Origin of the sequence: Amycolatopsis japonica (assembly GCF_000732925.1) — a bacterium.
Lineage (GTDB): Bacteria > Actinomycetota > Actinomycetes > Mycobacteriales > Pseudonocardiaceae > Amycolatopsis > Amycolatopsis japonica.
On the sequence record NZ_CP008953.1, the window covers coordinates 1,626,300 to 1,639,976 of the forward strand.

14 protein-coding genes are annotated in these 13,677 nt (G+C 69.2%); 10 read left to right on the forward strand and 4 right to left on the reverse strand.

Going from position 1 to position 13,677, the window contains the following annotated elements; all coding sequences use genetic code 11:
- The first annotated feature begins 3 nt into the window (after positions 1-3).
- Positions 4-1,095 (forward strand): tRNA 2-thiouridine(34) synthase MnmA, encoded by a 1,092-nt coding sequence (gene mnmA / locus AJAP_RS08055; RefSeq protein ID WP_038522641.1) that lies wholly within the window; start codon positions 4-6, stop codon positions 1,093-1,095.
- Between the two features lie 81 nt (positions 1,096-1,176).
- Here the strand turns inward: mnmA and AJAP_RS08060 are convergent, their stop codons facing one another.
- The 3 genes from AJAP_RS08060 to AJAP_RS08070 form a co-directional block, all read right to left on the reverse strand.
- Positions 1,177-1,620 carry a GNAT family N-acetyltransferase gene (locus AJAP_RS08060; protein ID WP_038509334.1) on the reverse strand — a complete coding sequence of 148 codons (444 nt, stop codon included), beginning with the start codon at positions 1,618-1,620 and terminating at the stop codon, positions 1,177-1,179.
- On the reverse strand, positions 1,617-2,654 hold the full coding sequence (locus AJAP_RS08065) for an MBL fold metallo-hydrolase (RefSeq protein WP_038509336.1): 1,038 nt from the start codon (positions 2,652-2,654) through the stop codon (positions 1,617-1,619). Before AJAP_RS08065 ends, AJAP_RS08060 begins: the two co-directional genes overlap by 4 nt.
- A gap of 109 nt (positions 2,655-2,763) precedes the next feature.
- Positions 2,764-3,570 carry a phospholipid scramblase-related protein gene (locus tag AJAP_RS08070; RefSeq protein WP_038509338.1) on the reverse strand — a complete coding sequence of 269 codons (807 nt, stop codon included), beginning with the start codon at positions 3,568-3,570 and terminating at the stop codon, positions 2,764-2,766.
- A 120-nt stretch (positions 3,571-3,690) separates the two neighbouring features.
- Here AJAP_RS08070 and AJAP_RS08075 point away from each other — a divergent pair, with 120 nt between their 5' ends.
- The 4 genes from AJAP_RS08075 to AJAP_RS08090 are packed head-to-tail and all read left to right on the forward strand — an operon-like array spanning position 3,691 to position 8,091.
- Positions 3,691-4,728, forward strand: coding sequence for a methionine synthase (locus AJAP_RS08075; protein ID WP_038509339.1), 1,038 nt, complete (start codon positions 3,691-3,693; stop codon positions 4,726-4,728).
- A 22-nt stretch (positions 4,729-4,750) separates the two neighbouring features.
- Positions 4,751-5,455: a hypothetical protein gene (locus tag AJAP_RS08080; RefSeq protein ID WP_038509342.1), complete on the forward strand. Its 705-nt coding sequence runs from the start codon at positions 4,751-4,753 to the stop codon at positions 5,453-5,455.
- 10 nt (positions 5,456-5,465) lie between these two features.
- Positions 5,466-7,601: an NAD-dependent DNA ligase LigA gene (gene ligA / locus AJAP_RS08085; RefSeq protein ID WP_038509344.1), complete on the forward strand. Its 2,136-nt coding sequence runs from the start codon at positions 5,466-5,468 to the stop codon at positions 7,599-7,601.
- Positions 7,594-8,091, forward strand: coding sequence for a GNAT family N-acetyltransferase (locus AJAP_RS08090; protein WP_038509346.1), 498 nt, complete (start codon positions 7,594-7,596; stop codon positions 8,089-8,091). Before ligA ends, AJAP_RS08090 begins: the two co-directional genes overlap by 8 nt.
- A gap of 72 nt (positions 8,092-8,163) precedes the next feature.
- On the opposite strand, the gene AJAP_RS08095 is transcribed toward AJAP_RS08090, so the two are convergent.
- On the reverse strand, positions 8,164-8,817 hold the full coding sequence (locus AJAP_RS08095) for an ACT domain-containing protein (protein WP_037341914.1): 654 nt from the start codon (positions 8,815-8,817) through the stop codon (positions 8,164-8,166).
- Positions 8,818-9,061: 244 nt separating this feature from the next.
- On the opposite strand from AJAP_RS08095, the gene gatC reads away from it, so the two are divergent.
- From gatC to AJAP_RS08120, 5 genes are all read left to right on the forward strand, one after another.
- Positions 9,062-9,361 carry an Asp-tRNA(Asn)/Glu-tRNA(Gln) amidotransferase subunit GatC gene (gene gatC, locus AJAP_RS08100; RefSeq protein ID WP_005162012.1) on the forward strand — a complete coding sequence of 100 codons (300 nt, stop codon included), beginning with the start codon at positions 9,062-9,064 and terminating at the stop codon, positions 9,359-9,361.
- Positions 9,358-10,875, forward strand: coding sequence for an Asp-tRNA(Asn)/Glu-tRNA(Gln) amidotransferase subunit GatA (gene gatA / locus AJAP_RS08105; protein ID WP_038509349.1), 1,518 nt, complete (start codon positions 9,358-9,360; stop codon positions 10,873-10,875). The genes gatC and gatA overlap by 4 nt, the downstream gene beginning before the upstream one ends.
- The gene (gene gatB, locus AJAP_RS08110; protein WP_038509351.1) at positions 10,872-12,377 is read left to right on the forward strand and encodes an Asp-tRNA(Asn)/Glu-tRNA(Gln) amidotransferase subunit GatB; all 1,506 of its coding nucleotides are present in this window, start codon (positions 10,872-10,874) and stop codon (positions 12,375-12,377) included. Before gatA ends, gatB begins: the two co-directional genes overlap by 4 nt.
- Positions 12,370-12,879, forward strand: a complete 510-nt coding sequence (locus tag AJAP_RS08115; protein ID WP_038509354.1) for a hypothetical protein — start codon at positions 12,370-12,372, stop codon at positions 12,877-12,879. The genes gatB and AJAP_RS08115 overlap by 8 nt, the downstream gene beginning before the upstream one ends.
- Before the next feature lie 78 nt (positions 12,880-12,957).
- Positions 12,958-13,653, forward strand: a complete 696-nt coding sequence (locus AJAP_RS08120) for a cupin domain-containing protein (RefSeq protein ID WP_038509356.1) — start codon at positions 12,958-12,960, stop codon at positions 13,651-13,653.
- Positions 13,654-13,677 lie beyond the last annotated feature (24 nt).

The window sequence follows — 13,677 nt, forward strand, 5'->3', positions numbered from 1 at the left end:
AAGATGCGCGTACTGGCCGCGATGAGCGGGGGAGTGGACTCGGCGGTGGCCGCCGCGCGCGCCGTGGACGCCGGGCACGAGGTCGTCGGTGTGCATCTGGCGCTGTCGGCGAAGCCCGGCACGCTGCGCACCGGATCCCGCGGCTGCTGCACGATCGAGGACTCCGGGGACGCTCGGCGAGCCGCCGACATCCTTGGCATCCCGTTCTACATCTGGGATTTCGCCGAGCGCTTCACCGAAGAGGTCATCGAGACCTTCGTCGGTGAGTACGCCGCCGGCCGGACGCCGAACCCGTGCGTCACCTGCAACGAGAAGATCAAGTTCGAGGCGTTGCTGGACAAGGCGATGGCGCTCGGCTTCGACGCCGTCGCCACCGGGCACTACGCCCGTCTGTCCCTTGTGGACGGTGTGCCGGAGCTTCGGCGCAGCGTCGACTCCGGCAAGGACCAGTCCTACGTGCTGGCGTCGCTCACCCCGGAGCAGCTGCGGCATTCGCTGTTCCCGCTGGGTGATTCGTGGAAGACCGACGTCCGCGCCGAGGCCGCGAGCCGTGGTCTGTCGGTGGCGAAGAAGCCGGACAGTCACGACATCTGCTTCATCCCGGACGGCGACACGAAGAGCTTCCTGGAGAAGCGGCTCGGGCAGCGTCCAGGGCAGCTCGTCGACGCCGAGACCGGCGCCGTGCTCGGTGAGCACACCGGGGTGCACGGCTTCACCGTCGGCCAGCGCAAGGGTCTCGGCATCGAGGCGCCGGCGCCGGACGGGCGACCGCGCTACGTGCTCTCGCTGGAGCCGGTTTCGGGCACCGTGAAGGTCGGTTCCGCGCGGGATCTCGGCGTGAACGTGATCGAGGCGGACCGCCCGATCTGGCCGAGCGAGCGGCCGCTGGACGGGCCCACGGAATGCGTCGTCCAGGTGCGTGCGCACGGCGGGATCGTCGAGGCCGTCGCGGAGGCCTCCGGCGACTCGGTCACCATTCAGCTGCGCGAGCCGCTGCGCGGCGTCGCTCCGGGGCAGGTCGTCGTGCTGTACCGCACCGATGCCGCCGAAGGCGACCTCGTGCTGGGCAGCGCGAAGATCTCCGGGACTCGCTAACCCTCTCCCGCATTTCGTCCTCTGAATGCGGTCCTTGCGCGTGCAACTACCGCATCCAGAGGACTAAATGCGGGGCAGGGGCTAGAACTTCAGCTTGAAGCCGGTGTGCGTCGCCTCGAAACCGAGGCGTTCGTAGAACCGGTGCGCGTCCTCGCGTTTCACGTCCGACGTCAGCTGCACCAGCGCGCAGCCACGCCGCCGTGATTCGTCGATGGCCCACGTCATCAGTTCGCCGCCGAGGCCGGAGCCGCGATGGCTCGCCCGCACCCGGACCGCCTCGATCTGCCCGCGCAGCGCGCCTTTCCTGGCCAGGCCGGGAATGATCGACAGCTGGAGCGTGCCGACGGCCTCCCCGTCGTCGTCGGCGACGATCAGCAGTTGCGCCGGATCGGCGTCGATCTGTTCGAAGGCCTTCAGGTACGGCGTGAGGTCGTCGGCCGAATCACGGGTGCTGCCGATCTGGTCGTCGGCGAGCATCCCGACGATCGCCGCGACGTCTTCCTGGCGCGCTTGACGGATGATCATGACGCGTAGTGTCGCACCCCGCCGGTTTCGGTCGAGGTGAGTTTCCCTTGGGCCACCAGCAGATCCAGATGCGAACCGGTCTCGAGGACGGCGAGCATCTGGTTGAACGGGTCCATGTCGGGCAGCTTGCGCTGCTTGCGCGTCCAGCCCAGCCGCAGGGCGACCTCGTACGCCGTCGTGACGTCCGCGGAGATCTCGGCGCCCATGACTTCGAGCCGGTCGTGGTGGTGCTCCAGCAACTCGTCCACGCGGGCGTGGACGCTGTCGGTGACGGGGCCGTGCGCCGGGAGCATGCGCCGGTCCGGCATCTCACGCACCAGACGCAGGGAATCGAGGTAGTCGCTCAGCGGCAATTCGGTGGGCACCGGCTGGAACCCGATGGACGGCGTGATGTGCGGCAACACGTGGTCGCCCGAGAACACCAGCCCCGCCTCGTCGTCGACGAAGACGACGTGCCCGTCCGTGTGACCAGGCGTGTGCACGACGTCGAACTCGCGGCCAGGCACGATCGCGCGTTTCCCGGGGACGAGCCACTCGTCGGGCTGCTCCCACAGATGCGCCTCGGTGTGCCGCACGCCGCCGAAGGCCTTGGCGAGTTCCTCGACGACGGGATCCGCGCCACAACGCTGGAGCAGGCCGACCTGCGCCTCCATCGGGAACCGGTCCGGATCGCCGGAGCGCACCAGCGACGGCTCCTCCCGTTTCCCGAGCCCGAGTTTGCCGCCGAATTCGCGGCGCAGTTCCACGGCCAGCGTGTAGTGATCGCGATGCACGTGGGTGATCAGGAACTCGTCGATGTCGCCGAGACCGGCACCGAGTGCCTTCAGTCCGCGCGAAAGTCGTTCGCGTGCCGACTCCAATGCCCAGCCCGAGTCCACGAGGACCAGGCGGGTGCCGTCGGTGACGACGTAGACGTTGACCGCGCGCAGCGCGTCGTGCGGCAAGGGCAGCGGGATCCGATGGACCCCCGGCGAAACCGTGTAGACGCCTGGCTCGGCCCAGTCCCGTTCGCCGTCTTCCGGCAACGGCTCCATGGTGACCTCCGTCCCGGACGCACTCCGGTGTGCCGCCCAGTCCCACCACTTTGTGCCGCCGGAAGCCGAGTGTCCACTTGAGCGGGGTGAGACCCCGGTCACTCCCGATTCAGCGATCGTCCTGCTTCAGCGCGGTGTCGATCGTCAGCGCCGAAGCGACCACCATCGACGCCAGCGGATCCCGCAGCGGCCGGTGGATCTCGACGACGTAGTTGTCGGCGGTCGTGAACGCGGCCTTCACGAAACCGCCCCAGGTCTTGGTGATCCGCGCGATCTCGACGTCGGCGTGGTCCTTGATCACGAAGTTCCACGCCCGCCAGTTCTCCGCGAAGATCCCGCCGACCTTCTGGCCGTTCACCACGAAACCCAGCCGGATCTTGCCGAAGACGTTCTCCTGCACGATCTCCCCGATGGGGGAGTCGTCGGCCTTCGTCACCAGGAACCGGGATTTGAACACCTTCGCGGGCCGCGTCACCTTCAGCACGGTGCTGTGGTTCGCGTCGCGGATTTCGAAGCGGTGGGTCAGGAACTGGTCGTAGTTCGTGAGCAGCCGGATGGCCTTCTTCAACGTGCTCTGCCCGACCTGGACGACGCCGCCGAGCCGGTTCCCGTTCTGGTCGAACACGCCGAACTCGTTCGACATCTCGATGAGTTTCGCGCGCTGGTTGACCACCAGCACGGGTTCGGAGAACAGCGTTCCGCCGCCGACCACGCCGGTGGCCCGGCCTTGGGTGCCCCGCGCCGCCTGCGCCCGGATCTTGTTCGGGTCGGCCGCGCCTTCGATGTCCAGCTCGATCATCTCGGCGTCGTGCGACGGCCGCGTGTTCGCGGTCCAGGCCTGCCCGTCCCACCACCGGTACATCCGGGGGTTCTGCTGGTCGGGATACCAGCCGGCGGGCTGTGGAGAGCTCGTCATGGCAGGTCAGCGTAATGCGCTCGGTGCCGTCTCGGGCTCGTCGACGGCAATTGCGTCGAATGTCCGTGTCCTCCCGTGCCCCGCCTCCCCGCACACTCGGACCAAGGGGAGAATCCGGGTGTGAACGAACGACCTTGGCCCCTTGGCGCGGCCACCGCGATCGGTTCCCTGCCCGGTACCGATCCGGTCGAGGCCGCTTCGATCGTGTTCGGCGAACTGCCCGAATTCCCCTGTATGCCCGAACTTCCCGCCCGCGGCGTCGGCGCCGACATGATCGGCCGGACGGCGGGGTTGCTGGTCGACCTCGCCGTCGAGGTGGTGCCGAGCGGCTACCGCGTCACCGCCCGTCCCGGGCACGATCACCGCCGGGCCCTCGATCTGATGAACTGGGACCTCGACGCCGTCCAGGAAGCCAGGGAGAAGGCAGGCGCAGCGCCGCCCGCCTTCAAGATCCAGGTCGCCGGGCCGTGGACGTTGGCCGCGAACGTCGAACTCCCGCGCGGGCACCGGGTCCTCACCGACAGGGGCGCGCTGCGTGACTTCGCCGCTTCGCTGCTCGACGGACTGACAGGCCACGTCGAGGAACTGAAATCGCGCATCGGCGCGCCCGTCGTGATCCAGTTCGACGAGCCGTCACTGCCCGCTGTCCTCGCCGGTGATCTCCCGACGGCGTCCGGCTACGGCACCGTTCCCGCCGTGCCCGCGCCGGAAGCCCGTGAGCTGCTGTCGACGGTGATCTCGGGGGCGGAGCGCATCACCGGCCAGCCGGTCGCGGTGCACTGCTGCGCCGAGAAACCGCCGATCTCGTTGCTGCGCGCGGCGGGGGCGAAAGCGATCGCGTTCGACTTCGCCTTGTTGAAGGGCGCTTCGCCCGCGCTGCTCGACGAAATCGGCGAGACGCTGGACTCCGGCACGACGCTGATGCTCGGCCTCGTCCCCACCGCCGACCCCGGCGTGCCGGTGGAACTGCGTGACGTGGTCTCGCCCGTGCTCAAGCTCGTCGACCGGCTCGGCTTCCGCCGCGAAATCCTGGCGGAGCAGGTCGTGCCGACGTCGGCGTGCGGCCTCGCGGGTGCCACTCCCGAGTGGATGCGCCGCGCGCTCACGCTCAGCCGTGAGTCCGGCAAGGCTTTCACCGAACCGCCTGAAGGCTGGTGAGCGGCGCGGTAGCGTGCCCGTCATGCGTTTGTTCCGCCGTTCCCGCAAGACCGAGGACGTTCCCGACCCCCGCACCGCCTGGCCGGAGCAGCCGGTCCCCGAGGACGCGGCCGCCGCGGCGGCGACGTTCTGGGAGGCGTGGTTCGCGCTCTTGCCGGAGGTCAGCGCCGCCCTCGGCGACCGTGAACCGCATCGGGTGGAACACGACCTCTGCACCATCGTCGAGGCGCTGCATCCCCGGCTGCACTTCTCCCTCGATCGTGGGCACCGGGCGATCTACTCGCTGGTGCTGACCGGCCAGGAGGATCCGGAACTGCGCCCGTACACCGACGCGTGGAAGGCCGCGGCGCCGCCGGAGGACGCGATCTGGGAGTACCACGACTCCGTGCCGCCCGTCCCCGATCCGAGTGAAGTCACCGTCAACCTCGGCGAGACCCGCATCGCGCTCGCCGACGTCCGGGTGACCGCGAAGGTGGACGAATCAGCCGGACGGGTGGACGTGACCGTGTTCCATCCGCTGATCGAAGAGCTGGCGCCGGAGACCCGGACGACCATGACCTTCCTGCCGCTGGACGCCACGCTGGGTGAGCGTGTCGCGGCCGAACGCCTCGGCAAGGTCGAGCTGGTGACCGAGGCCCAGGACGGACAGCTGACCCTGCTCGAACTACGCGAAGTGGTCGGCGGACTCGGTTCACCGGAGCCCGGAAATGTCGGTACCCCCGACTAGGGTTACCCCCGTGAGCAGCGAACTTCCCGAAAACCTCGAGTCCGCACAGGACGTCACGGACGTGCCCGCCGACGTCCGTGAAAGGCATGCCCTGCTGGCGGAGGAGATCCGCGGCCACCAGTTCCGGTACTACGTGCTGGATTCACCGATCGTGTCCGACGGCCAGTTCGACGAGCTGCTCAACGAACTCCAGGCCATCGAGGACGAGCATCCGGGGCTGGTGACGCCGGAGTCGCCGACGCAGAACGTCGGCGGCACGTTCTCCACCGAGTTCGTCGCGCACGACCACCTCGAGCGCATGCTCAGCCTCGACAACGTCTTCGACACCGAGGAGTTCGAGGCCTGGGTCGAGCGGGTCCAGAAGGAGATCGGCGCGACGAAGTACCTCGCCGAACTGAAGATCGACGGGCTCGCGATCAACCTGCTGTACGAGAACGGCCGTCTGACCCGCGCGCTGACCAGGGGCGACGGCCGCACCGGCGAGGACGTCACGCTCAACGTCCGCACGCTGGAACAGGTGCCGGAGCGGCTGACCGCGACGGACGGGTTCCCGGTGCCCGCACTGGTCGAGGTCCGCGGCGAGGTCTTCTTCCGCGTCGAGGATTTCCTGGCGCTGAACGCGAAAATGGTCGAGGCGGGCAAGGATCCGTACGCGAACCCGCGCAACACGGCCGCCGGATCGTTGCGGCAGAAGGATCCCAAGATCACGAAGTCGCGCAACCTGCGGCTGATCTGCCACGGCCTCGGCAAACGCGAGGGTTTCGAGCCGAAGCGCCAGTCCGAGGCGTACGACGCGCTCGCCGCGTGGGGCCTGCCGGTCTCGCCGCACAGCAAGGTGCTGACGTCCGGCAAGGAGTTGCTGGAGCACATCCGGTACTGGGGAGAGCACAGGCACGACGCCGAGCACGAGATCGACGGCGTCGTCATCAAGGTCGACGAGGTCGCGCTGCAGCGCCGTCTCGGCACGACGTCGCGCGCGCCGCGCTGGGCGATCGCCTACAAGTACCCGCCGGAAGAGGCGATCACCACCCTGCTGGACATCCAGGTCAACGTCGGCCGCACCGGGCGGGTCACTCCGTTCGCGGTGATGGAGCCGGTGAAGGTGGCCGGGTCCACGGTCGCGATGGCGACGCTGCACAACCAGGAAGAGGTCAAGCGCAAGGGCGTGCTGATCGGGGACAAGGTCGTCATCCGCAAGGCGGGCGACGTCATCCCCGAGGTGCTCGGCCCGGTCGCCGACGCGCGCACCGGTGAAGAGCGCGAGTTCGTCATGCCGTTGCGCTGCCCCAACTGCGACACCGAACTGGCGTACCAGAAGGAGGGCGACATCGACATCCGTTGCCCGAACGCCCAGTTCTGCCCGGCGCAGCGGAGGGAGCGGCTGTTCCACCTGGCGAGCCGGAACGTCTTCGACATCGAGGTGGTCGGGTACGAGGCCGCGGTGGCGCTGCTGGACGCCGGCGTCGTGCACGACGAGGGCGACATCTTCGACCTGGACGAGGAGAAGCTGCTCCAGGTCGAGCTGTTCCGCACCAAGGCGGGGGAGCTCTCGGCCAACGGGCGCAAACTGCTGGACAACCTGGAAACCGTCAAGGATCGTCCACTGTGGAGGGTCATCGTCGGGCTGTCGATCCGGCACGTCGGCCCGACGGCCGCGCAGGCGCTCGCGCGGGAATTCGGTTCACTGGAACGGATCGAGAACGCTTCCGAAGAGGAGCTCGCCGCCGTCGACGGTGTCGGCCCGACCATCGTGCGAGCCGCGAAGGAATGGTTCGAAGTCGATTGGCACCGTGAGATCGTCGAGAAATGGCGTGCGGCGGGCGTGCGGATGGAGGAGGAGCGCGACGAGTCCGTCCCGCGCAACCTCGAAGGCCTGTCCATCGTCGTCACCGGCTCGCTGAACGACTACTCCCGTGACGAGGCCAAGGAGTTCATCATGGCCCGCGGCGGGAAGGCGGCCGGTTCGGTGTCGAAGAAGACGGCGTTCGTCGTCGTCGGCGACGCGCCGGGCACGAAGTACGACAAGGCCGTCCAGCTGAAGGTGCCGGTGCTCGACGAGAACGGCTTCCGTGTGCTGCTGGAAGACGGGCCCGAGGCCGCGGCCGAGCTCGCGTTGCCGACCGGCGAGGAGGAGAGCGGTGAGTGACCTGGAGATCCGGCCCGCGCGGCCGGAGGAGCTGACGGCCGTCGGCGAGCTCACGCTGGCCGCGTACTCGGCGGAGCGGAACCTCGTCGACGGCGTGGGCTACGCCACCGAGCTGCTCGACGCCGCCCGGCGGGCGGAGCTGGCGGAACTGCTGGTCGCGGTGGACGGGGACGGCACGCTCGTCGGCACGGTCACCATCGCCCACCCGGGGACGCCGTTCGCCGAGCTGTCCCGCGAAGGCGAACTGGAGTTCCGCATGCTCGGGGTGCTGCCTTCGGCGACCGGGCGCGGAATCGGCGAGGCGCTGACCAGGGCGGTCATCGCGCGGGCGAGGGAACTCGGCGCGGCCCGGGTGGTCCTGTGCAGCCTGGAAACGATGACGCGGGCCCACCGGCTCTACGAGCGGCTCGGCTTCGTGCGGCTGCCCGAACGGGACTGGGAGCCGCATCCCGGGGTGACCCTGATCGCGTACCGCCTGGAGCTCACCTAACCCCGCATTTCGTCCTCTGAATGCGGTACTTGCGCGTGCAACCACCGCATTCAGAGGACGAAATGCATGAGGTCAGCTGTCCAGTACGACGGCGACGATGCCGGCGAAATGCGCCAACCGCGCCACCTCGGCGGCCCGGAAGTTCGGCCCGCCCGGCCGTGCGACCAGCAGCGCCTTCCCCGGCTTCCCCAGCGGCGTCGCCGCGAGCTCGGTCCCCAGTTCCTTCCACGTCTCCGGCACCCAGGCCTCCTCGGCGTCGAGGATGGTGGCGCGTTCCAGCGGCAGCCACGGCAGGTCGGTGATCGGCGTCTCGGGCGCGGCGTTGGACGACGCCAGCCGGATCGCGCCGGCCTCGGCGTGCTCGACGACGACGGCCCAGCCCGCCCGGATGATCCTCGGCACACCTTCGGCGAGGATCTCCAGTCCCGAAGCGGGCTTCGCGGCGATCTCCTCGACCAGTTCGAGTTCACGATGGGTGTCCAGCACCCCGGCGTACGGCCGGACGGCGTCGACCTCGACCCCGTCGACGCTTTCGGCGGCGGTGATCAGCGCGTCCGGCAGCCTGCCGGAGGGGATTTCGACGACGAGGTCGTCGATGGCGACACCGCCGCCCCGTTCGACGACGTCCACGCTCAGGATGTCGGCGCCGACGGTGCCGAGCGCGGTGGCGACCGCGCCGAGGGTCCCCGGGGTGTCCGGTAATTGGACCCGGATCAGGAACGACACACGCGCCCCTCTCGCCTCAGGCGTCCCAGCCTCGCCGTGGAACGCGCTACGCCGGGCGCCGATTGTGACAGACCGGACGAAGTAATGGGACCCGACGTCCGGGGCGCGGGATAACGAACCAGGCACTCCTTACCCGACATGGGAGCGCAGGCCGCGGCATAACCCAGTCGAGTTCGCCGACGCCGCCACCATAGACTTGCAGCTTCCGACAGAACCCGCACAGCACACCCCGGGAGTCACCCGCGTGCCCAACATTTCCCGCGACGAGGTCGCACACCTCGCCAAGCTGGCCAGGCTTGCCGTCACCGAAGAGGAGCTGGACGTCTTCGCAGGCCAGCTCGACCAGATCCTGGACTCGGTGGCCAAGGTGAGCGAGGTCGCAGGCGAGGATGTCCCGCCCACGTCGCACGCCGTGCCGCTGACCAACGTGTTCCGTGAGGACACGGTCCGACCGGGGCTGACCCAGCAGCAGGCGCTGGCCGGTGCGCCGGCCAGCGAAGAGGGTCGTTTCCGGGTGCCGCGGATTCTGGGAGAAGAACAGTGACCGAACTCATCAAGCTCACCGCCGCCGAGCTGGCGGAGAAGATCCAGTCCCGTGAGGTCTCGGCCGTCGAGGTCGCACAGGCCCACCTGGACCGGATCGCCGAGGTCGACGACCACATCCACGCGTTCCTGCACGTCGACACCGAGGGCGCGCTCGAAGCCGCCCGCGCGGTGGACGCCGACGTCGCCGAGGGCAAGGCGCCGAAGTCGGCCCTCGCCGGTGTCCCGCTGGCGCTCAAGGACGTGCTGACCACCAAGGGCATCCCGACCACGGTCGGTTCGAAGACCCTGGAGAACTGGATCCCGCCGTACGACGCCACCGTGACGCGCAAGCTGCGCGAGGCCGGTGTCGTGGTGCTCGGCAAGACCAACATGGACGAGTTCGCGATGGGCTCCTCCACGGAGAACTCCGCGTTCGGCCCGACCCACAACCCGTGGGACCACGCCCGCATCCCGGGCGGTTCCGGCGGTGGCTCCTCGGCGTCCATCGCGGCGTTCGAGGCCGCGATCGCGATCGGCACCGACACCGGCGGCTCGATCCGCCAGCCCGGCGCGGTCACCGGCACCGTCGGCGTGAAGCCGACGTACGGCGGTGTCTCCCGCTACGGTCTCGTCGCCTTCTCCTCCTCGCTCGACCAGGCCGGTCCCTGCGCGCGGACGGTGCTCGACGCCGCCCTGCTGCACGAGGTCATCGCCGGGTACGACCCGATGGACTCGACCTCGATCGACGCGCCGGTCCCGCCGGTGGTCGCCGCGGCCCGGCAGGGCCTGACCGGTGACCTCAAGGGCGTCCGCGTCGGCGTGGTGAAGGAATTCGCCGGCGACGGCTACCAGCCGGGCGTGTTGCGGTCGTTCGAGGCCGCCGTCGAGCAGCTGCGCGCGCTCGGCGCCGAGGTCGTCGAGGTCTCGTGCCCGAACTTCACCTACGCGCTGCCCGCGTACTACCTGATCGCGCCGAGCGAGTGCTCGTCGAACCTCGCCCGGTTCGACGCCATGCGCTACGGCCTGCGCGTGTCCGACGACGGCGCGCACAGCGCCGAAGAGGTCATGTCGCTGACCCGCGAGAAGGGCTTCGGCCCCGAGGTCAAGCGCCGCATCATGCTCGGCACGTACGCGCTTTCCTCGGGCTACTACGACGCGTACTACGGCTCGGCGCAGAAGGTCCGCACGCTCATCACGCGCGACTTCGAAGCCGCGTACGAAAAGGTGGACGTGCTGGTCTCGCCGACCACGCCGACCACGGCGTTCAAGATCGGCGAGCGCGTCGACGACCCGATGGCGATGTACCTGGCGGACCTCTGCACCATCCCGTCGAACCTCGCCGGCAACGCCGCGATGAGTGTCCCGAGTGGACTGTCGCATGAGGACGGCCTGCCGGTCGGCCTGCAGATCATGGCCCCGGCGATGGCCGACGACCGGCTGTACCGCGTCGGCGCCGCCTACGAGGTCGCGCGCGACGCCGCCAACGGTGGCTCGCTGGTGCACGAGGTTCCGGAGCTGGGAGGAAAGAAGTGACCGCCGTGGTTGAGTTGATGGACTACGCCGACGTCATCGAGCGGTTCGACCCGGTGCTGGGCCTCGAGGTGCACGTCGAGCTGAACACGAACACCAAGATGTTCTGCGGCTGCGCCAACGAGTTCGGCGGCGAGCCGAACACCAAGGTGTGCCCGACCTGTCTCGGCCTGCCCGGTTCGCTGCCGGTCGTGAACGGCAAGGCGGTCGAGGGCGCGATCCGCATCGGCCTCGCGCTCAACTGCGAGATCGCCGAATGGTGCCGGTTCGCCCGGAAGAACTACTTCTACCCGGACATGCCGAAGAACTTCCAGACCTCGCAGTACGACGAGCCGATCGCCTTCAACGGCTACCTCGACGTGACGCTGGACGACGGTGAGGTCGTGCGCGTCGAGATCGAGCGTGCCCACATGGAGGAGGACACCGGCAAGTCGCTGCACGTCGGCGGCGCCACCGGCCGGATCCACGGCGCCGAGCACTCGCTGCTCGACTACAACCGCGCCGGCGTGCCGCTGATCGAGATCGTCACCAAGACGATCGAGCACACCGGCGGCCGCGCCCCCGAGGTCGCCCGCGCGTACGTGAGCGCCCTGCGTGACCTGCTGAGCGCGCTGGACGTCTCGGACGTCCGCATGGACCAGGGGTCCCTGCGCTGCGACGCGAACGTTTCGCTGATGGCCAAGGACGCGACCGAGTTCGGCACGCGTACCGAGACCAAGAACGTGAACTCCCTGCGCAGTGTCGAGCGCGCCGTGCGCTACGAGATGACCCGCCAGGCGGCGATCCTCGCCGAGGGCGGCTCCATCAAGCAGGAGACGCGGCACTTCCAGGAGGCCGACGGCACCACGTCGTCGGGCCGCACCAAGGAGACCGCCGAGGACTACCGGTACTTCCCGGAGCCCGACCTGGTCCCGATCGCGCCGTCGCGCGAATGGGTCGAGGAGTTGCGCAAGACGCTGCCGGAAATGCCGTCGGAGCGCCGCAAGCGCATCCAGCGGGAGTGGAGCCTGACCGACGAGGCGCTGCGCGACCTGCTCAACGTCGGCGCGGTCGATCTGGTCGCCGCGACCGTCGAGGCGGGCGCGACGCCGGACGAGGCCCGCAGCTGGTGGGTCAACACGCTGGCGCAGGAGGCCAACTCCCGCGAGATCGAGCTGGCCGAGCTGGCGATCACCCCGGCGCAGCTGGCCGAGGTCATCGCGCTGGTCAACGCCGGTGAGCTGACCAACAAGCTGGCCAAGGAGGTCGTGCAGGGCGTGCTCGCCGGCGAGGGATCGCCGTCCGAGGTCGTCGAGAAGCGCGGCCTGAAGGTCGTCTCCGACGACTCCGCGCTCATCGCGGCGGTCGACGAGGCGCTGGCCGCGCAGCCCGACGTCGCCGAGAAGATCCGCGGCGGCAAGGTGGCCGCGGCCGGGGCGATCGTCGGCGCGGTCATGAAGGCCACCAAGGGCCAGGCCGACGCCAAGCGCGTGCGCGAACTGATCGTCGAGCGAGTCGGTGCCTGATCTCGCTTTGAAGAAGGTCACCTGGCGTGAGTGGCTCGGCCTCGCGGCCGGGCTGCTCGCGCTGGTGGCCTTGTTCCTTCCGTGGACGACGCTGACCGCCTCGCGCCCGGAAATCGAAGACGTGCTGAGGACGTTGCCCGCCACCGACGTCACGCGCGACGCGTGGCGTTCCGGTTTTCTCGCTTGGGCGCCGGTGTTCCTCCTGTTCCTTCCCGGCCTCGCGGTCGTGCTGTTCGGCCGTGTCGACGCCGTCCGCCGGGCGGGCCTGCCGCATCTGTGGCTGATGGCGGCCATCGGCGCGCTGCTGCTGATGGTGCTCGGCTGGACCACCCTCGACTGGCAGTTCGACGCCGACCAGCGCGGGATCCTTTCCGCCGCCGGTATCGAAATCGGGAGCGGCCTCGGTCGCCATCTCGGCCTGGTGGCCGCCGCGGTCTCCGTCGTCGTGGCGTTCTTCGACGTCCGGCGCCTGCGTGCCGAGACCCGCACCCGCCGTCCCTGAGTCCCCCTTCTCGCATTTAGTCCTCTGAATGCGAGAAGGGGGCGTTGAGAAAGCGCTTTCTCTCAAGAGGAGGTCACCGTGTTCCCGCTTCCTGGTGGCATCGGACTTTCCCATCTGTGCGCTTATGAATGGGAAGCCGCGGACGGGGTGTGCGGTGGCAGCCCGCATCTTCATCTCGCCTGCACCGAGGCCTACGTCGTCACTGGCGGACGCGGCGCTGTGCAGACGCTCGACGTCGGCGGCTACCGGGAGACCGAACTCGAAGCCGGTGTCGTCGCGTGGTTCGCGCCCGGCACGGTCCATCGGATGGTGCAACGCGACGAACTCCGCATCACCGTGCTGATGCAGAACAGTGGACTGCCCGAAGCGGGTGACGCGGTGTTCACCTTCCCGCCGCCGGTCCTCGCCGACCCGGACGCGTACGCGAAGGCCGCCGCGATGCCCGCCGACGACGACGCGGCCCGTCGTCGCCGTGACCTCGCGATCGAGGGCTACCTGCCGATCCGGGACGCGCTCGTCGCGGGAGATCCCGGCCCGCTCAGGGAGTTCCATCGCGCGGCCGTCGCGTTGGTCGCGCCGAAGGTCGAGGCCTGGCTCCCGCGCTGGCGATCCGGTGCGCTGGCCGCCGCCGAGCTGACCGGCGAGCATTTGAGGGCGCTCGCGAACGGCGACGCGAGCCACTTGGAGCAGTCCGGCGTGCGGGTCGCCGGTCCGTCCGAAGAGGACGGTTACGGGATGTGCGGGAGGCGGACGGAGTACCGGATTGACATGTGACCATTTGGTCACCTATTTTGTCCT